This is a genomic window from Streptomyces solitudinis (assembly GCF_036323765.1).
Lineage (GTDB): Bacteria > Actinomycetota > Actinomycetes > Streptomycetales > Streptomycetaceae > Streptomyces.
The window spans coordinates 266,585-289,450 of the sequence record NZ_JAZDCW010000005.1 but is presented as its reverse complement, the minus strand read 5'-3'; the positions used below and the strand labels follow the sequence as shown (position 1 = coordinate 289,450).

The window sequence follows — 22,866 nt, the reverse complement described above, 5'->3', positions numbered from 1 at the left end:
ACGCGCCCACTGCGGGCGTGCGGGCGGACGGCGGCCGGGGGAGTACGCACGGCGTCTGTCCAGCGTGCCCGCACCGTGTTCCCGGTGCGTCCCCGCTCGTTCCCGCCGTGTTCCCGCCGCACTGCGGCGCATGCCCGGGGTGCCCGAACGGCGTTCGGTCCGGGCGGCCGGGGCGGTGGCGGCGGGGGCCGGTTCAGCCGGCGCTGACGGAGGCCAGCAGGGTGCGGACGTCGTCCGCCTCCACACTGCCGAGCTCCTCGTAGGTGGCCAGGGCCTCTTCCCAGCAGGCGCGGGCGCGTCCGTGCTGGCCGATGCTCTCCAGCGAACGGCCCAGCAGCACCAGGATGTTGGCCCGGCGCCAGGAGCCGCCGATGCCGCGCAGGACGGCGAGGGACTGCTCCGCCTGCCGGGCCGCGGCGGCGGGTTCGGCCGTGGACAGGCTCAGCGCGGCCAGCCGGAAGTGCGTCATGCCCTCCCACAGCCGCTGGCGGTACTCGCGGAAGAGGGTGAGCGCCTCGGCGAACATGGCCCGCGCCTCATCCGCCCGCCCGGCGTCGCTCAGCGTCAGGCCGAGGGTGTAGAGCCCGTTGGCCAGGCGCATGCCCCGGCCGAACCGCCGGTAGATGACGACGGCCTCGCTCGCCAGGTCGACGGCGTGCTCCACGTGTCCGGCGCCGAGTTCGGCGCGGGCCAGGTTGCACAGGACGCTGGCGACCGAGGGCTGGTTGTCGTACTCCCGGAAGGCGTCCAGCGCTTCCTTCAGGAAGGCGTCCGCCCGCGCGTGGTCGGAGAGGTAGTTGGCGATGACGCCGGACATGTTCAGCCCGTACGACGTCGTCACCCGGTCGTCGGCGGTCCGGCCCAGCACGGTGGCGTGGCGCAGGTCGGCGTCGGCTTCCCGGAACCGTCCGGCCTGGGTGTGCAGGACGCCCAGGACGATCCGGCAGCGGCCCTCGGCGCGCGGGTCGCCCTCCTCCTCGGCGCGTGCCCGCAGCGTCAGGGCGGCGTGCTCGTACTGGTGGACGTTGGACCCGGACTCGGCGAGACCGCGCGTCACCAGGAGCAGGTCCGCCGCGCGGCGCAGGGTCGGGCCGCAGGCGAGCTGGCGGGCGCAGGCCAGGATGCCGGGGGCCTCGGTGAACAGCCAGGCGATCGCGGTGCCCTGGTCGGGGAAGTCGAGTCCCGGACAGGCCGTCGGCTCCAGGTGTTCCACCAGGCGTTCGCCGGGGCGCTCCAGGGTGTGCACGGTCCGCGCCGTGGCGAGGTAGAAGTCGAGGAGGCGGGAGAGCGCCTGTGCGCTCTCGTCGGCGGTGTCCTCGCGCCGCGCGCACGCACGCGCGTAGAGCCGGACGAGGTCGTGGTAGCGGTAGCGGCCGGGTGCCGCGGACTCCAGGAGGCTGGTGTCCACCAGGGACTCCAGCAGTTCCTCGGCGACGTCCTGGTCCCGGTCGAGCATGGCGGCGGCGGCCTGGACGGAGACGTCGGGGCCGTCGGCCAGGCCCAGCAGGCGGAAGGCGCGGGACTGTTCGGTGTCGAGCTGGCCGTAGCCCAGCTCGAAGGTGGCCTTGACGGCGAGGTCCCCGGCCTGGAGTTCGTCCAGCCGGCGCCGCTCGTCGGCGAGCTTGCGGGCGAGCGTGGTCACCGTCCAGGTGCGGCGCGCGGCGAGCCGGGCGGCGGCGATGCGGATGGCCAGCGGGAGGAAGCCGCAGGCGGCGACGACGTCCATGGCCGCCTCGCGCTCGGCGGAGACGCGCTCGGTGCCCACGATGCGGCTGAAGAGGGTCATCGCCTCCTCGGGGCTCATGACGTCGAGGTCGAGGAGGTGGGCGTCGGCCAGGTCCATCATGCGGGCGCGCGAGGTGATGAGGGCCGCGCTGCCCTCGGTGCCGGGCAGCAGCGGGCGCACCTGCGCCGCGTCGCGGGCGTTGTCCAGCAGGGCCAGGACGCGGCGGCCGGAGAGCAGCGACCGGTAGAGCGCGGCCCGTTCGTGGACGCCCTCGGGGATGCCGTTGTCGGGGGTGCCCAGCGCCCGCAGGAACGCCCCGAGGACGGCCTCGGGTTCGGCCGGGGTGGCGCTGGTGCCCTGGAGGTCCACGTAGAGCTGGCCGTCGGGGAAGTGGTCGCGTGCCTGGTGGGCGACGTGGATGGCCAGCGTCGTCTTCCCGACGCCGCCGATCCCCGCGACGGCGGAGACGGCCATGACCCGGCCCTCGGCGGTGGCGAGCTGGTCGCCCAGGTCCGTCACGAACGCGGACCGGCCGGTGAAGTCGGGGACGGTCGCCGGGAGCTGGTGGGGGCGGACGAGGGTGGGCGCGGCCGGTTCGTCGGCCGGTGCGGTCAGGGAGTCGTCGGCGCGCAGGATGCGCTGCTGGAGTTCGGACAGTTCGGGGCGCGGGTCCACGCCGAGTTCGTCCGCGAGCAGCCGCCGGGTGTCGGCGTAGACGGCCAGCGCCTCAGCCTGGCGCCCGCTGCGGTACAGGGCGAGCATCAGCAGTTCCCGCAGGCGTTCGCGCAACGGGTGCGCGGCGGTGAGCGCCGTCAGCTCGGAGACGGCCTCGGCGTGGCAGCCCGTCTCCAGGTCGAGGTCCAGGCGGTGTTCGAGCAGCGACAGGCGCCACTCCTCCAGCCGGGTGCGCTGGGTGAGGGCGTAGGGGCCGGGCACGTGGGCCAGCGACTCGCCGTCCCACAGGGCCAGGGCCTCGTCGTAGACGATGCGGGCCCGGTGCCGGTCGCCGGAGTGTGCGGACTTCTCGGCCTCTCCGGCCAGCCGGGAGGCGCTGTCCACGTCGAGCCGGGCGGCGGGGCCGGTGCGGATGGCGTAGCCGCCGGACTCGCTGACGAGGGCCTGTGCACCCAGTGCCTTGCGGAGCCGGGAGGCGTAGGTGCGCAGGGCGGCGAGCGCCTGCTGCGGTGGTTCGTCCCCCCAGATGGCGTCCACCAGCTCGGCGGCGGTGGCGGTGTGCCCGCCGCGCAGCAACAAAGCGGCGAGCAGGGCTCGTTGCTGCGGTGAGCCGGTGTTGAGCGCTGCTCCGTCGCGCCAGGCCCGCACGGGCCCCAGTACCGCGAAGCGCAGCCCCGTCTCCGGGTCGGCGACCATGCTGCCCCCTCGTGTTCCCGTCCTTCGGTGCCGCGTCACCACAGTGTGCCTGCTCCGGCGCGGAAGCGGCAGCTCCGTATCAGCCGCCGTGGCCGGTCGCCACCGCTTGACGGGTCGTCCGGAAATCATTGTCGGGCACCCGCCAACTGAGGTGTCGTACGAGAAATGGCCCAGCGGTGAAGCGCTCACGTGCACGTGCACGTGGCCGAATCACTTCGGTCGGATGCGGCGTGGCGCCGCCCGGACGCCCCGGAAGACCGTCAGTCGAGGGGTGTCACCCGCCGGACGTCAGCCACACCGGGTTCGTCAGGGCGACCATCGGGCCCGGCAGGCCGCCGCCCGGGCCGGGGCGGCGCACCTCCGCGCGGACGAAGGTGGCCAGCGAGGCCGTCGTGCGCCACTCCAGCACTCCGGCCGGGCCCGAGCGCAGCTCACCCTGGTCCGTCAGCAGCCGGGCGGTGGCGTCCGCGGGGGCCCCGGTGACCTCCAGCCGCACGGTGACCGGTGTCCGCGCGCCCGTGCGCAGCCGCTCCCCGATGCCCGCGTGCCGCCCGTGCCCGTCCGCCGCGGTGAGCGAGAGGGAGACGGCGGCGGACTCCGCGAGGTAGCTGCGCCCGGCGCGCAGGGCCGCCAGGAGCGCCGGACGGCTCAGGTCGTCGGCGAGCACCACCGTCTGCGGCAGCCCGACGGCCTGCGGCTCCCGGTGGGCGTCGCTGCTGCCGACGGCGGGCAGCCAGCGGTCCCCGTCCGGTGCGGTGAGCCGGTTGTCCCAGGCGGCGAGCGCCAGCTCGTCGTCCGCCGTCCACGGGCCGTTCCACAGCTCGACGGCGTCGGCCTCCGCGTAGCCGAACTTCCACTGGCAGCCCACGAACGGGCAGTGCGGGTGCGCCGGGACGACGAGGCCGCCCGCCCGGCGCACCCGGCGCGCGAACGCCGGGAAGGCGTCGTCCCTGGCCCGGTAGCGCCAGTCGACGAAGGTGCCCGGATCGGTGCCCAGCGCCAGGTAGTGCCCGTTGCGGGTGGTGACCTCCTCGCCGCACAGGATGAGCAGGTCATCACCCCACAGCCCGTCCCACGCGGCGTGCGCCGAGGTGGTGTTGTGCTCGGTGCTCACGATGAAGTCCAGCCCGGCCGCACGGGCGGCCGCCGCGACCTCGGCGGGCGTGCGCTGCCCGTCGGAGTGGACGGTGTGCAGGTGCGCGTCGCCCCGGTACCAGGCCCGCCCGCGCCCGGCGGCCCGCTCCGGCGGATAGGCGGGCCGCGGCGTGCGCCCCGCCGGGCCGTACCGGAGGGTGACGCTCACCTCGTAGGCCAGGCCCTGCGGCGCGACGGTGTAGGGGCCGAGCACCACGTGCCAGGTGCCCGCGCCCACCGGACCCGGCAGGTAGCCGGGCGTGGCACGCTCGGCGCTGATCGAGAACGCGGTGCGGAACCCGCCCGACCAGCCCCGGAAGCCGCGCCCGGGAAGCCGGGTGCCGCGCTCGTCGAAGATGCCGATGTCCAGGGCGTTGCCGGGGACGCCGGGCCCGGCCGCCGGCTTGTCGTAGCCGTAGGTGACGGCGATCTCCCGTACCCCGCGCGGGACTTCGACGGGCAGGTAGACGTAGTCGGCCGCCCCGGTGGGCAACTCCCCGCGCACCGTGCGCGTCTCCTCGCGGCCCGTCGGCCCCGGGCCGGGCCCGTCGCCCGGCCCGGCCGCGCCCGCGAACCGCACGGGCGCAAGCGTCAGCACGCCCGCACCCGCCGAAGCACCCAGCACCGTACGCCTGTCCAGCACGACAGCACCCCCAGCCCGAGACCGGAAAACCCGGTCACACGGTTCTACGCCCCGGCGACGGCCGGGGAAACCCCGCCGCACCCGCCGGTGACGGCTGTGCGGCGGCCGTGCGGCGGCCGGGCCCCGGCCCGGCACCGCGTCAGCCCCGCGCGCCGCCGTCCTGCGCGTACCCGGTCCCGGCGTCCGCGTCCCTTGGACCGCCGCCCTCCCGGGGGTCGGACTCCAGCCGTTCGCCCAGCTCGTCGCGGACGAGTCCGGGCCGGTGCACGGCCCCGGTGCGGAACGCGGTGCGGCCGACGATCTGCCCCGTCACCGGCACCGTCACGAGCTGGAACAGGGCGACCAGCACGAGCGGGACGGCGTACTTGGCGGGCGCCTGCGCGGCGGTGCCCAGCAGGATGAGCAGCACCCCGAGCGTCTGGGCCTTCGCGGCGGCGTGCAGCCGGCACACCACGTCCGGGAAGCGGTGCAGACCGACGGCGGCGAGCAGGCAGAACGCCGCGCCCACCAGCAGCGCGACGGCGGAGACCACGTCGAGCACGGTGCTCACCGCATGCCCTCCCGCTCCTCGACCAGATGCGCCGCCGTCACCGAGCCGACGAAGCCGAGCAGGGCGAGGACGATCAGCACGGGCACGGCCGAGCCCTGGCCGCTGGTGGCGACGCCGACCGCGATCCCGGCGACCAGCAGCGTCACGATGACGTCGAGTGCGACGATCCGGTCTAGCACGTTCGGCCCGCGCACCAGGCGCACGACCGTCAGCGCGCCTGCCACCGAGAGCATCACCAGCACCACCGTGTAGACCACGCTCACGTGTCCTCCCCTTCCCCTTCCCCTTCCCGGTTCCCGTCCCGCCGCGCCGGTTCGCGGGCGAGGGCGTGCCACACCTTGGCCTCGGCGCGGTGCAGCCGCCGCCGTTCGGCCTCGACCTCCTCCTGGCCGTTCACCGGAAGGACGTGCACGTACAGCAGCCTGCGCGGCCGGTCGATCTCCAGCACGAGGCTGCCCGGCGTCATCGTGGTGAGCAGGGCGGTGCCGGTGACGAGCAGGTCGCTGTCCGCGGTCAGCGGTATCTCGACGACGGCCGCCCGCACCCGCGGCCCGTGCCGCACCGCCGCCCAGGCGATGGAGACGGCCGACCCCACCAGCTCGGCGAAGAGCAGGACGGTCAGCCGCAGCAGCTGCAGCGGCCGCACCGCGGCCTGCCGGGAGACCTCCGGCATCGGGAAGGCGGCGACGACGCCGACGGCCACCAGCAGACCGCCCGTCACCACCAGCGCCGTCGGGGTGCTCCACAGCAGCACCCACAGCAGCCACAGCCAGAGCACGACCGGCAGCCTGCGCAGCAGGCGGCGCGGCAGCGGACGGCGTTCCTCGCGTACGGCGCTCACCGGTGGCCTCCCTCGAACACGGCACGGCGGTAGTCGTCGGTCCGCACCAGCCCGTCCGCGGCCCGCTCGCTGAGCTGGGAGAGCGGCCCGGCCCCGGCGGCCAGCGACAGGCCGGTCACCACCATGCCCACGCAGGCGGCCACCGTCAGCGTCGAGCTGCGCCGCCGCTGACGCTGCTGCCCGCGCCGCCCGTCCGGCGCGTCGTGCCCGGCGGCCGGCCCGGCGAAGGCCGCCCGCCAGATCCGCACCATGGCGTACAGGGTCAGCAGACTGGTGACCAGCGCCGCCGCGCTCAGCAGGTACGCCGCCGCGCCGCCCTGGCCGACGGCCGCCCGCAGCAGCGCGAACTTGGCGATGAACCCGGACAGCGGCGGGATGCCGGCCAGGCTCAGCGCGCCCAGCCCGAACAGCACCGCGACGGCCGGGCGCGGCCCCCGGCCGGTGCCGCCGCGCTCCATGCGGGACAGCGCCGCCGTGCCCGTCGCGCTGACCACGAGCCCGGCCACCAGGAAGAGGGTGGCCTGCACGGTGATGTGGTGGACGATGTAGAGGATCGTGCCGGACAGCCCGTCCACGTCGAACAGCGCGAGGCCGAACAGCATGAACCCCACGTGGCTGACCAGCACGAAGGACAGCAGCCGGTTGATGTCGTCCTGCGCCACGGCGCCCAGGATGCCGACGAGCATGGTGACGGCGGCGATGACCGCGCCCACCCACCACGCGTCCTCGCGCGGGAACAGCAGCGTCTGGGTGCGCACCATCGCGTAGACGCCGACCTTCGTGAGCAGCGCCGCGAAGACGGCCGTGATCGGCGCGGGCGCGGTCGGATAGCTGTCCGGCAGCCAGAAGTGCAGGGGCACGACGGCGGCCTTGAGCCCGAAGACGAGCAGCAGCAGCAGACTGAGCGCGGTGCGCAGCCCGTCGTCCAGCGCGGCCGTCCGCTCGGCCAGCTCGGCGAGCGTGACCGTGCCGGTCGCCGCGTAGACGAGACCGATGGCGGTCAGGAACAGCAGCGAGGAGGTCAGGCTCGTCATCACGTACGTCATCCCGGCCCGCACCCGCTTCTCGCCCGAGTTGAGCGTGATGAGCACGTACGAGGACGCCAGCAGCAGCTCGAAGGCGACGTACAGGTTGAACAGGTCTCCGGCGAGGAACGCCAGCGCCACGCCGGCGACCAGCAGCAGGTACGCCGGGTGGAAGGGGAACGCGGCGCCCTCGGCGCGGTCGGCGTCGTTCTGCCCGATGGAGAACAGCAGCACGGCGAGGGCCACCAGCACGGCGATGGTCAGCAGCAGCGCCGACAGCAGGTCCGCCACGAGGACGATGCCGATGGGCGGCGGCCAGCCGCCGACGTGCACGACGGCCGGGCCGTCCCGCTCGACGGCCAGCAGCAGCGCCACCGCCATGGCCAGCACCCCGGACAGCACGGTGACCGTCACCAGGCGCTGGGCGAAGGTGTACCGCGCCAGCGCCAGCGACAGTCCGGCGGCGAGCACGGGGAGCAGGACGGGAAGGCTCACGAGCGCGTTCACGGGGCGCCCTCCCCGGGAGCGCGGGAGTCCGCGGCCGGCTCCGGGGCCGGTTCGGCGTCGGCGCGTTCGCTGACGGTGCCGATGCGGCGGTCCTCCGGGTCGTCCCGCACCTCGTCGTGCCCCGACAGCCGCCAGGCCCGGTAGGCCAGCGCCAGCAGGAACGTCGTCACGCCGAAGGTGATGACGATGGCCGTGAGCGCCATCGCCTGCGGCAGCGGATCGGCGTAGTCCTCCACCCCGCCCTTGCCGCCGTCGCTCACGAGCGGCGGCTCGCCGGGCGGGCCCCCGGCCACCAGCAGGAGCAGGTTCACGCCGTGGCCCAGCACGATGAAGCCGAGCAGGCCGCGCATGAGGGAGCGCTGCGTCAGCAGGTAGACGCCGACGGCGAACACACCGCCGACGACGAGGGCCATGGTCAGGTCGAGCGTCTTCACGGCGTTCCCCCCAGCGGGCCGGTCCGGCGGCCGTCGGTGTCCTGGACGCCGGTCTCCCGGCCCCCGGCCTCCTGCTCCCCGGTTTCCCCTTCCGGTGTCTGCGGGCTTCCCGTCTTCCCGGCGTCCTCGTCCTGGCTCAGGGACGTGCCGGAGGCGGCCAGCAGCTTGAGGATCACGCCGATGACCAGCAGGTACACCCCGACGTCGAAGTACAGGCTGGTGGACGAGTGCACGGCGCCCAGCAGCGGCAGGTGCACCTCCCAGGTGGAACCGGTCAGCGGCGGCTCCCCGAAGGCCAGCGGCCCCGCGCCCGCCGCCGCCGCGACGACCAGTCCGCCGCCCGCCAGCACCGCCGGCCTGACCGGCGCGGCGCGCCCCAGGTCCGTCCGGCCGCCCACCAGGTAGCGCAGCACGAACGCCTGTCCCGCAACCAGCCCGCCCGCGAAGCCGCCGCCGGGCCGGTAGTGCCCGGAGAAGAGGAGGAACAGGGAGAGCACCATGATCGACGGGAACAGCAGCCGGGTGACGACCTCCATCAGCACCGACCGCTCCGCGCCGGGCCGCGCGTGCGCGCCCGGCAGCCAGCGCTCGGCCGGTTCGTCCCAGCGGGCGGCGGACCGCGCCCGCCCCTCCCCGGGCACCCGGCGCGGCGGCGGCGCCTCGTCCGGGCCCGTCTCCGGCGGCGCCGAGGCGGGCTCGACGGCCGCCCCCCGCCACACCTTCACCAGGCTCGCCACGCCGATCGCCGTCACCAGCAGCACGGAGATCTCGCCGAGGGTGTCCAGGGCACGGAAGTCCACGATGATCGCGTTGACGACGTTCTCGCCGCCCGTCTCACCCACCCGGCGCAGGTACTCCGTCGAGATGGCGGGGCCCTGCCGGGCCTCCGTGGCGACGACGGCGAACACCGCGACGAAGGTGCCGGCCGCGACCGCGACCGCCGCCCGCACCCAGCGCCCCACCCGGGGCTGCCCGCCCGGCGTGAAGCGGGACGGCAGGCGGCGCAGCACCAGGACGACGACGACCAGGGTCAGCGTCTCCACCAGGAACTGGGTGAGCGCCAGGTCCGGCGCGCCCTGCACGACGAACAGCCCGGCGACGCCGTAGCCGATCGCACCGGTCAGCAGCACGGCGGCGAGGCGGTGCCGGATCACCGTCAGCGCCGCGGCGGCGGTCAGCACCGCCAGCCCCAGGGGGATCTCCATCGGGGACCACCAGGTGGGGATGCCGTCCAGCGGGGGCGGTGACAGCAGCAGCGCGGTGCCCGGCAGCGCCACGACGGTCACCAGCGCGATCGTCAGGTACAGCGGCAGCGACCCCACCTGGGTGCGGCGGGTGAAACCCACGGCCGCCCGGTACAGGCCGCGCACGGCGTTGCCGTAGCCGCGCTCGGCGTCGGGCAGCCGCGGCAGCCGCTCCGCGAACCGCCCCACCGGGCGGCGGGCCGCGTGCAGGGCGAGACCGGCCAGCAGCGTGACCACCGCCAGCCCCAGCGCCGGGGTCGCCCCGTGCCACAGCTTCAGCTCGTAGGGGGACCCCCCGGGGGCGGCCGGGAAGACGTCGGCGTAGGCGGCCGTCAGCGTGCCGGTGCCGGAGTACCACAGCCCGGCCGCCAGCCCGAGCACCGCCGTCACCGCCGCGGGCGCCACGAAGGCGGCCTTGGGACGGGCGGCCTCCGTCGCCGCCGTCCCCGGCTTCCCGGCGAACGCCCCCCACAGGTACCGGGCCGTGTAGGCGACGGTCAGCACCGAGCCCACCGCGAGAGCGGCCAGCGCCCAGCCGTGTCCGGTGATGTCGTCGTGCAGCAGCGCCTCGAAGGCGGCGTCCTCGCCGAGGAAGCCCACGAACGGCGGCAGTTTGGCCATGGAGGCGACGGACAGCGCGGCGACGGTGAACAGGGCGGGCAGCGCGGCGCCCAGCCGCGACAGCTCCCGCAGGTCCCGCGTACCGGCCTGGTGGTCCACGACGCCGACCACCATGAACAGGCTCGACTTGAACAGGGCGTGCGCCAGCAGCGTCGCCGCCCCGGCCAGCGCGGCGATCCGGGTGCCCGCGCCGAGCAGCGCCGTCAGCATGCCCAGCTCGCTGATGGTCCCGAACGCCAGCAGCCGCTTGAGGTCGGTCTCGCGCAGGGCGCGCCACGCGCCGAGCACCATCGTCAGCAGACCCACCGTCAGCACCAGCGGACGCCAGGGGTCCACCTCCGCGAAGCCCGGCGCCAGCCGCGCCACGAGGTACACCCCGGCCTTCACCATCGCGGCGGCGTGCAGGTAGGCGCTCACCGGGGTGGGCGCGACCATCGCCGCCGGGAGCCAGGCGTGCAGCGGGAACTGCGCCGACTTGGCGAAGGCGCCGAGCAGGACGAGCACCAGTGCCACCGGCACCAGGCCGCCGCGTGGCGGATCGGCGAGGATCTCCGAGACGCGGTAGGTGCCCGCCGCCTCGCCCAGCATCACGAAGCCCAGCAGCATCACCAGGCCGCCCGCCACCGTCGTCAGCAGCGCCTGCTCCGCGGCCCTGCGCCGCTCCCGCGCGCCGTCGCGCCCCGCGATGAGCAGGAACGACGCGATGGTGGTCAGCTCCCAGAAGGCGTACAGCAAAAAGAGGTGGTCCGAGACGACCAGGCCCAGCATCACCCCGGCGAAGGCCAGCAGCAGTCCGGCGTCCCGCCCCGTCTCACGCGGCCCGGCGTGCTCCCCGTAGTACGCGCTGTACAGGAGCACGAGCGCGCCGATCCCGGTGACGACGCCCACCATGAGCAGCGCGAGCGCGTCCAGCCGCACGTCCAGGGTCAGTCCGAGCGCCGGGGCCCACGCGAGGCTCTGCTCCACCGGGCGCCCGTCCAGCACCGCCCCGGTGTGCGTCAGCGCCCAGCCGAGCGCGGCCAGGGGCACCAGGGCGGCCACCGCCCACACCGCCCGTCCGACGCGGCGCGCCAGCGGGGGCAGGACGGCGGCGACGCCGAGGTGGAGGGCGACGAGGATCAGCAAACCGTCGCGCTCCTTCCGGCCCTGGGCCACGGGTCAGCGCCCGCCGGGAACGCGCGCGCAGCCAACGTGTGCCCCGCCCGGCGCGAACGTAACGGAGTGCGTCCCCGCGTTACTCCATTCGCCCGCCGGCGCGGGTGCCGACGCCGTGGCGCGCCGTCAGCAGCAGGGCGAACGGCAGCGTCGGGGGCGGACGCGCCGTCAGCACGCCCGCGCTCCCGCCGCCGGGGCGGCCCGGGGGAGGGTGGGTCAGGCGCGGGGGTAGCGCTGGAGCCAGCCGGGGGAACCGGTGGGGGTGGCCGGGCTGTGCAGGGCCGGACCCTGGGTCATCTCCATGGCGAAGTCGTCGGCGAGCTGGAGGATCGTGGCCCGGCCCTCCAGCTCCACCACCCAGCCGGGCGGCAGCGCCGTCTCGCCGTGCAGCGCGCCGAGCAGGTTGCCGCATATGGAGCCCGTCGAGTCGGAGTCGCCGCCGTGGTTGACGGCCAGCAGCAGTCCGTGCCGGACGTCCTCCGCGACGAGGGCGCAGTACACCCCGATGGCCAGCGCCTCCTCGGCCACCCAGCCGCCGCCCAGCGACTCCACCCGCTCGGCGCTCGGCAGCCCCTGCCGCACCGCGCCCAGCGCCTGCTTCAGCGCGTCGCTGGTCTCCTCGTGCCCGGGACGCGCGACGAGCTGCGCCAGCGCCTGCTGCACGGCCGAGTCCAGCGAGTCGCCGCGCGTCACGGCGTGCACGATGACGGCGAACGCCCCGGCGGCCAGGTACCCGGTGGGATGGCCGTGGGTCTGGGCCGCGCACTCCACGGCGAGCTGGAACACGAGCTGCGGCTCCCAGCCCACCAGCAGCCCGAACGGCGCCGACCGCATGACGGTCCCGCACCCCTTGGACTCCGGGTTCTTCGGCGCCTCCAGCGTCCCCATCCGGTCGTCCGCGAGCCCCGTCAGGCACGCGTTGCCCGGGGCGCGCCGCGCGTACAGCCACTCCTCGCGGGCCAGCCAGCCGTCCTCCCGCTTGCGCTCGTCCGGCCCCCAGTCCCGCTGGGTGGCGGCCCACCGCCGGTAGGCGGCGTGCACGTCCGTCGGCGGGTGCCAGGCGCCGGTGTCGCGCCGCACGTGCGCCCGGATGAGCCCGTCCATGGTGAACAGTGTCATCTGCGTGTCGTCGGTGACGGCGCCGCGCCGCCCGTAGGCGGGGACGTAGTCGCCCACGCCCTGCGGCCCGTGCGCCTGGCGGATTTCGGCGAGCGACTCGAACTCGATCCCGGCGCCGAGGGCGTCACCGATGGCACCGCCGATCAGGCAGCCGCGCACCCGGCTGCGGAAGGTCTGCTGCTCGGCCCGCCCCCACACGGCCGTCCCGCCGGTCCGCTCCACACCGTTCACCGAGCCCCCTCACCCGTGGCCGCCCTCCGACTGCCCCAGCACTGTAATGGACACCCGTGAACGCCGCCCGGGGCCGCGGGACCCGTCCCGCGGGCGGGCCCCGCACCCCGGGGTTCAGTCGCTGAGGACGGGCAGCAGCTCGGGGAGGTGCCCGTCGGAGGCCGCCGCGGCGGCGGCGCGCTCGGCGGGCACCGCGCCGTAGGTGGTGGTGCGGGGCCGGGCCGGACGGCCCGCGGACTCCGCGATCGCCACAAGGTCCCGCACCGACCGGTAGGAGCCGTAGGAGCTGCCCGCCATCCGGGAGATCGTCTCCTCCATCAGCGTGCCGCCCAGGTCGTTCGCGCCGCTGCGCAGCATCTCCGCCGCCCCCTCCGCGCCCAGCTTGACCCAGCTCGTCTGGATGTTGGTGATGTGCGGGTGCAGGAGCAGGCGCGCCATCGCCGTCACCACGCGGTTGTCCCGGTCCGTGGGCCCCGGGCGGGCGATCCCGGCCAGGTAGACGGGGGCGTTGGTGTGGATGAACGGCAGCGTGACGAACTCGGTGAACCCCTCGGCGCCGTGGGCGCGCGCGGCCTGCTGGACGCGGGCCAGGGTGCGCAGGTGGCCGAGCCAGTGCCGGGGCTGGTCCACGTGCCCGTACATCATCGTGGACGACGACCGCAGGCCGAGCCGGTGCGCCGTGCTGACGACGTCGATCCAGGTGGCCGTCGGCAGCTTGCCCTTGGTGAGCACCCAGCGCACCTCGTCGTCCAGGATCTCCGCCGCCGTGCCGGGGATCGAGTCGAGCCCCGCCTCCTGCGCCGCCGCCAGCCAGTCGTGGACGGACAGCCCCGTGCGCGACGCCCCGTTGACGACCTCCATGGGGGAGAAGGCGTGCACGTGCATGCCCGGCACCCGCTCCTTCACCGCGCGGGCGATGTCGAAGTAGGCGGTGCCGGGCAGGTCCGGGTGGATGCCGCCCTGCATGCACACCTCGACGGCGCCCACGTCCCACGCCTGCTGCGCGCGGTCGGCCACCTGGGACAGCGACAGCGTGTAGGCGTCGGCGTCGGTGCGGCGCTGCGCGAACGCGCAGAACCGGCAGCCGGTGTAGCAGACGTTGGTGAAGTTGATGTTCCGCGTGACGATGTACGTCACGTCGTCCCCGACGACGTCGCGGCGCAGGGCGTCGGCCGTGCGGCACAGCGCGTCCAGGGCCGGCCCGTCGGCGTGGAGCAGTGCGAGGGCCTGCTCGTCGGTGAGGCGGGTGGGGTCGTCGGCGGCCTGGGAGAGCGCCGCGCGCACGTCGCCGTCGATCCGCTGCGGCGCCATGCCGGGGGCGGCCCGCTCGCGCAGGGACTCCCAGTCGCCGTACACCTCGTCGAAGTCGTCGCGCCGGTCGGCGGTGCGCCCGGCGGTGTCGATCGTGCGATGCAGGTCGGTGCGCCCGGACGCGGCGAACGGCTCGTCCGGCTCCTGCCACGGGCGGCCCGTCAGGACGGCGTCCGGCCGGGCCAGACCGGTGTCCGGATCGGCCAGCGCCCGCACGTGCGGCAGCAGGCGCGGGTCCAGCCACGGCTCGCCGCGCTGGAGGAACTCCGGGTACACCGTGAGCCGTTCGCGCAACGTGAAACCGGCGTCCGCGGTGCGCGCGGCCAGCTCGTCGAGGTGCGGCCACGGGCGCTCGGGGTTGACGTGGTCGGGAGTCAGCGGCGAGACGCCGCCCCAGTCGTCGATCCCCGCGCCGATCAGCATCGCGTACTCCGCGTCGACCAGGTTCGGCGGCGCCTGGATGCGCGCGGCGGGGCCGAGCACCAGCCGGGCCACGGCCACGGCCGCCGCCAGCTCCGCCAGCTCGGCGTCCGGCATGCCGCGCATCGCCGTGTCCGGCTTGGCGCGGAAGTTCTGCACGATGACTTCCTGGACGCCGTGGTAGGCGCGCTGGACGCGGCGCAGCGCGAAGAAGGCGTCGGCCCGCTCCTCGTAGGTCTCCCCGATGCCGATGAGGACGCCGGTGGTGAACGGCACGTTGGAGCGGCCCGCGTCCTCCAGCACCCGCAGCCGCACGGCCGGTTCCTTGTCGGGCGAGCCGTGGTGCGGGCCGCCGGGCTCCGACCACAGCCGCGTCGCCGTCGTCTCCAGCATCATCCCCATGGACGGGGCGACGGGCTTGAGCCGCTGGAGGTCCGTCCACGACAGCACGCCGGGGTTGAGGTGGGGGAGCAGGCCCGTCTCCTCCAGGACGCGGATCGCCATGGCCCGCACGTAGGCCAGCGTGTCGTCGTAGCCGTGCGCGTCGAGCCACTCGCGGGCCTCGGGCCAGCGGTCCTCGGGGCGGTCCCCGAGGGTGAACAGCGCCTCCTTGCAGCCGAGCGCGGCGCCCCGGCGGGCGATGTCCAGCACCTCGTCGGGGGACAGGTACATGCCGTGCCCCTCGCGGCGCAGCTTCCCCGGCACGGTGACGAACGTGCAGTAGTGGCAGCGGTCCCGGCACAGCCGGGTGAGCGGGATGAAGACCTTCCGCGAGTACGTGACGACCCCGGGCCGCCCGGCCGCCGCCAGGCCCGCGTCACGCACGCGGGCGGCGACGGCCGTCAGCTCCGTCAGCGCCGCCCCGCGCGCCTGGAGCAGGACGGCGGCCTCGGAGGCGTCCAGCGCGACGCCGTTCGCGGCCCGGCGCAGCGCGCGCCGCATGGCGTTGCCGGTCGGGCCGACGGGTGCTGCCTGTGCGTCTGTGCTCATTACCCGAGGGTACGACGGCCCGCCGACGCCCCCGGCACCCCACGGGCGCCGGGGGACGCGGCGGGAGGCGGCGGGACGCGGCGGGGGAGCGCCCGCGTCAGGCGACGCGGGTGATCCGCGCTCCCGCGCCGGGCTCCGCCAGCTCCCCGCCCAGGGCGACGGGCACCCGCACCTGGCCGGGCCCCTCACCCACCGTCAGGAACCCGACCTCCGTCCCTTCCGCCGCCTCGTGCGGCACGCCGTCCCCGCCGCCGGTCAGCGCCAGCTCCACGGTGAGCCCCGGCCAGCCGACGGCCGTGACGTCCTCGGTGGCCACCACCGGCGTACGGCCGCCCAGACCGTCGTCCACGGCTCCGACGACGTCACCCTTGCGCACCACCGTCTCGGTGGTGAGCGCGCCCTGCGCGGAGAGGATCAGCTCCCGGCCCGCGGCCAGGACGGTGTCGATGATGGGCGGCTGGTGCTGGCCCAGCACCGCGCCGATGACCAGTTGCCGCGTCTCGCCCGCCTCCGCGTGCGCGGCGAACAGGAAGTTGCCGCCGGCGGCCGTGGTGGTGCCCGTCTTGATGCCGACGTTGCCGTAGGAGGTCACGATGAAGTTCCAGTTGCGGTGCTCCTTGCCGTTGCGGTCCGTGTACGTCGGCTTGTTGACGACGCCGCGGAAGACCTCGAAGTCCATGACGGCCTTGCCCAGCTTCACCTGGTCCTCCGCCGTGCTGACGGTCTCGGCGAGCAGCCCGCTGGGGTCGGTGTAAGTGGTGTTCTCCATGCCGAGCTCCTCGGCGGCGGCGTTCATCTTCTCGACGAACGCCTTCTCGGACCCGGCGTCCCAGCGGGCCACGAGCCGGGCCACGTTGTTCGCGGACGCAAGCATCAGTGCGTCCAGCGCCTCGGCCTGGGTGAGCGTCTCGCCCTCCTGTACCCCCACCGTCGACTCGCCCTGCTCGCTCAGGCCCGCTTCCTCCTCGGCCCGCTGGTCCACGGGGATCGAGGCACCCGGCTCCCCGGGCTTCATCGGGTGCTCCCTGAGCAGCACGTAGGCGGTCATCGTCTTCGCCACGCTCGCGATCGGAACGGGTTTCTGCTCGCCGGACGTGCCGAACGAGCCGAGCCCGTCCACCTCCATCGCCGCCTGGCCGGAGGCGGGCCAGGCGATGTCCGGCCGCGCGCCCCCGAACGCGTGGGTGGCGTCGGCCGTGAGCGCGAGGGACGGCTCCGGCAGCGGACGCAGGAACTGCGCGACGACGAAGGCCACCGCGAGGAGCAGCACGACCGGCGTCCAGATCTTGAACCGTCGCACCGTCGTGCGCAGCGGCGTCTCCGGCGGGGCGGGCTTGTTGGTCAGCTCCGCGAGCAGGTCCAGCGGACGCTGGCCCGGCACCGGGGGCAGCGGCTGCTGGCGGGTCCGCTCCGGTTCGGGCACCTCGGCGGTGCGGGAGTCGCCCTCGGAGGCGGTGCGCTGCTGCGGCTTCGTCGGGGCCTGCGGGCTCTTCGGGACGCGCGGGTCGCCGCCGTCCGGCCTGAGCGGCACGAACCGGCTCGTCCGCCCGGCCGGGCCCGGCTCCTCGGGTCCGGGTTCCGGCGCGGGCTCCTGCTTGGGTTCCGGTTCCGGCCCGGGTTCCGGCCCGGGTTCCGGTTCTGGACCTGGTTCCGGGGCGGGCCCGGGTTCCGGCGCGGGCTTCGCCGCGGGGGCCTTGACGGTCCGCAGCACGGTGGTGCCCTCGGCCGGGCCGTCCCCGGTTCCCCGGGGCTCGTCGGCGGACGCGGGCTCGTCGGAGTCCTGCGGCTCGTCCGCGTCCCGGGGTGCCTCGGTGTCCCCGGGTCCGTCGGTGTCCCCAGGCCCGTCGGCGCCCGCCGGTTCCGCCGCGTCGGCGCCCGCCGTCTCCGCCGGTTCCGTCACGCCCGCGGTCTCGGCCGGTTCCGCCGTCTCCGCCGCGTCGGCGTCAGCCTCCCCGGTCCCGGAAGCCCCGTCCGTCGCCTCAGCCCCGTCCGTGGCGTCCGCGCCGTCCGCCTCCCCGGACGCGTCCGCCTCCTCCGATCCACCAGCCGCCTCCGGCCCCGGCCCATCGGCCGCACCGGCCTCGTCCGGCTCAGGCGCCGGGGTGCCGGAGGGCGGCCGGGGGTTCAGCCGATCGGGGCGTCCGGGAACCACCGGGCCGTCCCCCGTCGTCTCCCCCGACGACTGCTGCTGTTCCGACCTGCCGGGGGACTCGCCCGCCACCGTGCCTCCTGAGTTCTGACGCTGTCGCCGTGCCACCAACAGTGTCCGGTGCGTCCGGAGCCCCGCTGTCCGGGGCCCGCACCGGCACTGTGTCCGACTGGGCAGACGAGTACGACATACCTACTGGTTCCCGTCCATAGCGGTCAGGCACTCTCGACAGAACATTGTGAGAGGGGTCACCCTGTCATTCATCCACGCGGGGAGGCATGGATGAGCAGGAGCCGCAGAACAATTCCGGAGGAGCTTCTGCTGCTGGCACTGGACCCGACCACGGGTACCACGGCACAGCCGCAGTCGCTCGACCTCGGTCTCGCCGGAGCCCAGCTTGTGGAGCTGGCTCTGGCCGGACGAATAGCCCCAGACGGGGATCGTATCGCCGTGGTGCTGCCACGGCCGACGGGAGATCCAACGCTGGACTGCGCACTGGAACTGCTGCGCAGGCGCGGCAGCCCGGTGCGCGCCGTCCACTGGATCGGCGGGCCCCGACTCGGGCTCCGCCAGACGTACCTGTCACACCTGGAACGTTGCGGCATGGTGCATGCCGTCAACGGCCAGATGTGCGGAGTGCTCCCGACGACGCGGTACCAGGCGACGGACAATGCCATCAGCCGGGAGATCAGGGCCCGGCTGGACGCGGCGATCCGTACCGGTGTGCCGCCGGACCCGCGGACGGCGGCGCTCGCAGCGCTCGCCCACGCGGTCGGCCTCGGCAAGCACCTGTACCCGGGCAACGAAGGACGGTCCTGCCGTTCCCGGTTGCGCGACCTCATCCGGCACGACCCGATGGGCGGCCTCGTCGCCCACGCCGTGCTGGACGTGCAGAACGGCGTGGCGGCGGGTCCGCGGCGTCCGGCGGCCGCCGCCGGCGGCGGTGCCGCACCACGCGGCGGCCAGCGGCCGGTGTCCGACCCGGGCGGAGTGACGGAACCGGCCCGAGGGGCGGGCATGGCCCGCGTCGCCGTCCGCTAGTCCGCCGGGAGCCGCAGAGTGGTCCGGGGCGGGCGCGGCAGGTGCCCGCGCCGGACCGCACGCCGGTGCCCGCAGCCACCGGGCACCGGCACGGGCCGCACCGGGGGCCTGAGAACGTGCGGGGTGGCGGAGCGGCCGGGGGTCCGGCCGCTCCGCCACCCCGCACGTGCGCGACGGTGTGTGCCGTTGCCGAATCTTCGCGAAGCGCCGGTGCGCGCGGGCCGTTGGTGGCAGTCTGCTGAGCATCAGCCCATCTGAACAGCGGAGGTGCAGCCCCGTGGCGTCCACCGTCAATCCCACCGTGCGCAGGCGTCGGCTGGGACAGGAGTTGCGCAAGCTCCGCGAGGAGAGAGGCATGACGGCGGAGGAGGTCGCCGACCGGCTGCTCGTCTCGCAGTCCAAGATCAGTCGCCTGGAGAACGGGCGCCGCAGCATCAGCCAGCGCGACGTGCGCGACCTGTGCGGCGTCTACGCGGTGGACGACCTGCGCATAGTCGAGTCCCTGATGCAGATGGCGAAGGAGTCCCGGCAGCAGGGCTGGTGGCACGCCTTCGGGGACATCCCCTACAGCGTCTACATCGGCCTGGAGACGGAAGCCGCCTCGCTGCGCATCTACGAGCCGCAGATCGTGCCGGGCCTGCTCCAGACCCAGCCGTACGCCGAGGCCGTCATCGCGGGCGCGCTGCCCGAGGCGAGCCCCGACGACGTGGAGAAGCGCGTACAGGTCCGCATGCGCCGCCAGCAGCGCGTCTCGGCGCCCAAGGACCCGTTGCGGCTGTGGGCCGTGCTCGACGAGGCCGCCCTGCGCCGCACCGTCGGCGGACGCCAGACGATGATCGAGCAGCTGGAGCACCTGGGCGAGCTGTCCCGGCTGCCGCACGTGACGGTGCAGGTCATGCCGTTCGAGATGGGCGCGCACCCCGGCGTGAACGGCCAGTACGCGATCCTGGAGTTCCCGGACGCGGCCGACTCGACCGTCGTCTACCTGGAGGGCGTGACGAGCGACCTGTACCTGGAGAAGACGGGCGACGTGCAGAGCTACGGCGTCATGTACGAGCACCTGCGCGCCCAGGCCCTGAACGCCGACGACAGCCGCGACTTCATCCAGGGCGTCGCCAAGGAGTACGCCCGCGAGGCGTGAGAAGTACGCCCGCGAGGCGTGAGAAGTACGCCCGCGAGGCTTCGAGAATACGCCCGCGAGGCTTCAGAAGTACGCCCGAGAAGCGTAGGAAACAGCGCGGGGCGGAACGATACAACGCCGACGACGCCCGGTGGAAGGAGTCACTGGAATATGCCATCCGGTCGAGTGAACCTTTCCGCCACGGCCCGGGCGTGCCCAGTACGGTCGGTCGCGTGCCAGCGAGAAGACTGGCTTCTCGCGCGACATCCCCGTTCTGACGCCCCTCGTCGGGCAGGCGGGGAGACGGGAGCAGACATGGCAATTCGTCAGGGCAGGACCACGCGCTGGGTGAAGTCCACCTACTCGGGCGGCAACGGCGCCTGCGTCGAGGTGCAGTCCCCGGAGCGCCAGATCGTCGCGGTCCGCGACTCGAAGGTGCCCTCCGGCCCGTCCCTCACCGTCGCCCCCGCGTCGTGGGCGGCCTTCGTGGGTGGCGTGGAGGGCGGGACGTTCGACCGGGCCTGACACCCGGTCCGGCGGCGGCCGGCACCACCGCCCGAGCGGTCCCCTCCCGTCCGGCCCGCCGTCCTGGCCGGAAGGAGCCGGGGTCCGCTCTGGCGCCCGCCCGGGGCCGTCCGCCCGGAGCAGTCCGGCAGGCGCGTACCGCCCCCCGGTACGCGCCTGCCGCGTCCCGGCGCGCCGCCGGGGAGGGGGACGGAGTCCGTCCAGGACACGCCACGCCACGGACACGCCGCGCGCCGCCGTTTCAGGCTGGGCGGCGGGCGGCGCGGTCGTCGCTGCGTATCCTGGGCGGATGGTGCGCAGCGACGGTTCCAGGGCGGCGGGGCTGGTCGGCCTGTGGGCCTGCGCGCTGCTGCTCGCCCTGCTGACCCCCGCTTCGGCCACCGCGGCCCCGTCCGCCACCGCGGCACACGCTGCCGCCGAGGGCGGCACCGGACCGGGCGCCCGGGCGGTGGCCGTGCGCGGTGGCCCGGCGGGCGGCCCGGCCGCCGCACCGCAGGGGCCGGGCCCACGGGAGCCCGCCTGCTCGGGCGACGATCCCGGGCCCCGGCCCGCCGCCGTACCGCGCCCGCGGCAGGACGCCGCCGCGTCGCCCGCGGCCGGGACGGCCCCGCTCCCCGGCGCCGCGGGGCCGCTTCCCGCCGCCTGCCGCCCGCCCGCGGCCCCGCCCGACGCGCGCCCGCCCGGCCTCTCGCGGCTCTCCGTCCTGCGGATCTAGGAACCGTCCGCTCCCGGCCGTTCCCACCCGCGTGCCCGGCGTGCGGCCCGTCCGCCCCACCGGTGCGCTCCACCCCCCCGCCCCCGTCCGCCCCCACCGGCGCGTGCCGCTGTGCCGCGGCCCTCGTGCCCCGGTGCGCGCCGTGCGGGCGTGCTCAGGAGACCGCAGTGCAGACATCACAGAAGAACCGCACCCGTACCTTCGGCGCGATCCTGCTCGTCGCCGTCCTCGCCGTCGCCATGGTGCTCGGCTCGCTGTCCCTGGCCGGGGTCGGCGGCGGCTCCGGCGGGTCCGGTGGCGGCCGGGAACGGAGCGAGGAGGCGGCTTCCGCCGAGGAGACGCGGGCGCGCGAGGCGCTGCTCGCGCTCGCCCGCCGCGAGGCGGGGGACCCCTACGCGCTGGGCGAGCCGGACGCGCCCGTCGTGCTGATCGAGTACTCCGACTTCCAGTGCCCCTTCTGCGGCACGTTCGCCCGGGACACCAAGCCCGAACTGGTCGAGCGGTACGTGGCGGAGGGCGTCCTGCGCATCGAGTGGCGGCAGTTCCCGATCTTCGGTGAGGAGTCCGAGCGGGCCGCGCGGGCGGGGTGGGCCGCCGGACGGCAGGGCCGGTTCTGGGAGTTCCACGACGTCGTCTACGGCGAGGAGCGGCGCAAGAACAGCGGAGCCTTCGCCCAGGAGAAGGTCGAGGCCATGGCCCGCGAGGCGGGCGTCACGGATCTGGAGCGGTTCCGCGCCGACATGGCCAGCGACGCCGCCGAGACCGCCATCGGCACCGACATGGACGAGGGGTACGCGCTCGGCGTCTCCAGCACCCCGGCCTTCCTGGTGAACGGCACCCCGGTGCTCGGCGCCCAGCCGACGGAGGTGTTCGCCGAACTGGTGGAGGAGCAGGAGCGCCGGGCGGCCGGTCAGTGATCTGGGAGGTCGGCTGCCTGACGGCCTTCCTGGGCGGGCTGCTGGCGCTGCTGAGCCCGTGCAGCGCGCTGCTGCTGCCCGCCTTCTTCGCGTACGCGTTCGCCGCGCCCGGCCTGCTGCTGCGCCGCACCGCCGCCTTCTACGGCGGGCTCTGCCTGACCCTGGTGCCGCTCGGAGTGGCCGGATCGTACGCGGGCCGGCTGTTCGTCGGCCACCGCGAGGCCCTGGTGGCGGCGGGCGGCTGGACGATGGTCGCGCTGGGACTGGCCCAGGCCGCCGGGCTCGGCTTCGGCTCGCGCCGCGCCGGAGCGGTGGCGGCCCGGCTCGGCCCCGCCCTCACGGCGCGCCCCGCCGCCCCGGCCGCGCAGCCGCCCGATGACCAGCCCACCGCGCCGTCCCCCGGGGCCGTACCGTCCCCCGTTCCCGCGCCGTCCCCGCTCCCGGCGGCGGTGGCCCCGTACGCCTCGGTGACGGCGCTGGGCGCGGTGTACGGACTGGCCGGGTTCTGCGCCGGGCCGATCCTCGGCGGAATCCTCACCGTCTCGGCGCTGGGCGGAGCCCCCGTGTACGGCGGACTGCTGCTGGCGGTGTACGCGCTGGGCATGGCGGTTCCGCTGCTGTGCCTGGCGCTGGTGTGGAAGCGGTGGGAGCTGGGCCGACGGCGCTGGCTGCGGGGCCGACCGGTGCGGATCGGCCGGTTCCGCGCACACAGCACGTCGCTGGTCTCCGGGGCGTTCTTCGTGCTGATCGGGGTCGTCTTCCTGCGTTCGGGCGGCACCTCGGCCCTGCCGGGGCTGCTGGACGCCGACCGGCAGGCGGGCCTGGAGCAGTGGGCGTGGTCGGCGGGCGGTGCGGTGTCCGACGCCCGGCTGCTGCCGCTCGCGGCGGCCGGACTGGCGGCCCTCGCCGTGTTCGCGGTCCGTGCCGCCCGGCGCGGGGGCCGGGACGTACGAACGGCCCGGCGCGGTCAGTGCTGACCGCGCCGGGCCGTCGCCCCCGTGTGGTACGCCGTACGAACCCCCGTAGCCGTACGCCGTACCGTCTATTTCGTTTTACGTGCCAGGGAGAGAGTACGGC

Annotated in this window: 17 protein-coding genes; 6 read left to right on the top strand and 11 right to left on the bottom strand. The window is 75.2% G+C overall.

Annotated elements, in window-relative coordinates:
• Positions 1–193 precede the first annotated feature (193 nt).
• The 11 genes from afsR to V1J52_RS15325 all read right to left on the bottom strand — a co-directional run bounded on the left by afsR (position 194) and on the right by V1J52_RS15325 (position 17,543).
• Positions 194–3,226, bottom strand: a complete 3,033-nt coding sequence (afsR, locus tag V1J52_RS15375) for an SARP-family global regulator AfsR (protein ID WP_503676889.1) — start codon at positions 3,224–3,226, stop codon at positions 194–196.
• Positions 3,227–3,371: 145 nt separating this feature from the next.
• Entirely contained in the window at positions 3,372–4,871 is a 1,500-nt protein-coding gene (locus tag V1J52_RS15370; protein WP_503676890.1) for a CehA/McbA family metallohydrolase, read from the bottom strand.
• 142 nt (positions 4,872–5,013) lie between these two features.
• Complete coding sequence (gene mnhG / locus V1J52_RS15365; protein ID WP_330140354.1) at positions 5,014–5,424, bottom strand: monovalent cation/H(+) antiporter subunit G; 411 nt, start codon at positions 5,422–5,424, stop codon at positions 5,014–5,016.
• Positions 5,421–5,687, bottom strand: coding sequence for an MrpF/PhaF family protein (locus V1J52_RS15360; RefSeq protein ID WP_330140353.1), 267 nt, complete (start codon positions 5,685–5,687; stop codon positions 5,421–5,423). The genes mnhG and V1J52_RS15360 overlap by 4 nt, the downstream gene beginning before the upstream one ends.
• Positions 5,684–6,265, bottom strand: a complete 582-nt coding sequence (locus V1J52_RS15355) for a Na+/H+ antiporter subunit E (protein ID WP_330140352.1) — start codon at positions 6,263–6,265, stop codon at positions 5,684–5,686. Before V1J52_RS15355 ends, V1J52_RS15360 begins: the two co-directional genes overlap by 4 nt.
• Positions 6,262–7,797 carry a Na+/H+ antiporter subunit D gene (locus tag V1J52_RS15350; RefSeq protein ID WP_330140351.1) on the bottom strand — a complete coding sequence of 512 codons (1,536 nt, stop codon included), beginning with the start codon at positions 7,795–7,797 and terminating at the stop codon, positions 6,262–6,264. The genes V1J52_RS15355 and V1J52_RS15350 overlap by 4 nt, the downstream gene beginning before the upstream one ends.
• Entirely contained in the window at positions 7,794–8,231 is a 438-nt protein-coding gene (locus tag V1J52_RS15345; protein WP_330140350.1) for a Na(+)/H(+) antiporter subunit C, read from the bottom strand. Before V1J52_RS15345 ends, V1J52_RS15350 begins: the two co-directional genes overlap by 4 nt.
• Positions 8,228–11,221: a Na+/H+ antiporter subunit A gene (locus tag V1J52_RS15340; protein ID WP_330140349.1), complete on the bottom strand. Its 2,994-nt coding sequence runs from the start codon at positions 11,219–11,221 to the stop codon at positions 8,228–8,230. The genes V1J52_RS15345 and V1J52_RS15340 overlap by 4 nt, the downstream gene beginning before the upstream one ends.
• A gap of 246 nt (positions 11,222–11,467) precedes the next feature.
• Positions 11,468–12,601 (bottom strand): ADP-ribosylglycohydrolase family protein, encoded by a 1,134-nt coding sequence (locus tag V1J52_RS15335; RefSeq protein ID WP_443075829.1) that lies wholly within the window; start codon positions 12,599–12,601, stop codon positions 11,468–11,470.
• A 114-nt stretch (positions 12,602–12,715) separates the two neighbouring features.
• Entirely contained in the window at positions 12,716–15,322 is a 2,607-nt protein-coding gene (locus V1J52_RS15330; RefSeq protein WP_330140348.1) for a bifunctional FO biosynthesis protein CofGH, read from the bottom strand.
• Positions 15,323–15,419: 97 nt separating this feature from the next.
• On the bottom strand, positions 15,420–17,543 hold the full coding sequence (locus tag V1J52_RS15325; protein ID WP_330140347.1) for a D-alanyl-D-alanine carboxypeptidase family protein: 2,124 nt from the start codon (positions 17,541–17,543) through the stop codon (positions 15,420–15,422).
• Positions 17,544–17,753: 210 nt separating this feature from the next.
• On the opposite strand from V1J52_RS15325, the gene V1J52_RS15320 reads away from it, so the two are divergent.
• From V1J52_RS15320 to V1J52_RS15295, 6 genes are all read left to right on the top strand, one after another.
• The gene (locus V1J52_RS15320) at positions 17,754–18,512 is read left to right on the top strand and encodes a GOLPH3/VPS74 family protein (RefSeq protein WP_330140346.1); all 759 of its coding nucleotides are present in this window, start codon (positions 17,754–17,756) and stop codon (positions 18,510–18,512) included.
• Between the two features lie 277 nt (positions 18,513–18,789).
• On the top strand, positions 18,790–19,653 hold the full coding sequence (locus tag V1J52_RS15315) for a helix-turn-helix domain-containing protein (RefSeq protein WP_330140345.1): 864 nt from the start codon (positions 18,790–18,792) through the stop codon (positions 19,651–19,653).
• Between the two features lie 294 nt (positions 19,654–19,947).
• Positions 19,948–20,157, top strand: coding sequence for a DUF397 domain-containing protein (locus V1J52_RS15310; RefSeq protein ID WP_330140344.1), 210 nt, complete (start codon positions 19,948–19,950; stop codon positions 20,155–20,157).
• 289 nt (positions 20,158–20,446) lie between these two features.
• Positions 20,447–20,872 carry a hypothetical protein gene (locus V1J52_RS15305; RefSeq protein WP_330140343.1) on the top strand — a complete coding sequence of 142 codons (426 nt, stop codon included), beginning with the start codon at positions 20,447–20,449 and terminating at the stop codon, positions 20,870–20,872.
• A 167-nt stretch (positions 20,873–21,039) separates the two neighbouring features.
• A complete protein-coding gene (locus V1J52_RS15300; RefSeq protein WP_330140342.1) occupies positions 21,040–21,789 on the top strand; it encodes a DsbA family protein in 750 nt (249 codons plus the stop codon).
• A complete protein-coding gene (locus tag V1J52_RS15295; RefSeq protein WP_443075839.1) occupies positions 21,789–22,766 on the top strand; it encodes a cytochrome c biogenesis CcdA family protein in 978 nt (325 codons plus the stop codon). The genes V1J52_RS15300 and V1J52_RS15295 overlap by 1 nt, the downstream gene beginning before the upstream one ends.
• The last annotated feature ends 100 nt before the right edge of the window (positions 22,767–22,866 follow it).

Coding starts and splice junctions, on each gene's coding strand:
- V1J52_RS15320 (WP_330140346.1), top strand. CDS start 17,754: ATGAGCAGGAGCCGCAGAACAATTCCGGAGGAGCTTCTGCTGCTGGCA.
- V1J52_RS15310 (WP_330140344.1), top strand. CDS start 19,948: ATGGCAATTCGTCAGGGCAGGACCACGCGCTGGGTGAAGTCCACCTAC.
- afsR (WP_503676889.1), bottom strand. CDS start 3,226: ATGATTTCCGGACGACCCGTCAAGCGGTGGCGACCGGCCACGGCGGCT.
- V1J52_RS15305 (WP_330140343.1), top strand. CDS start 20,447: ATGGTGCGCAGCGACGGTTCCAGGGCGGCGGGGCTGGTCGGCCTGTGG.
- V1J52_RS15330 (WP_330140348.1), bottom strand. CDS start 15,322: ATGAGCACAGACGCACAGGCAGCACCCGTCGGCCCGACCGGCAACGCC.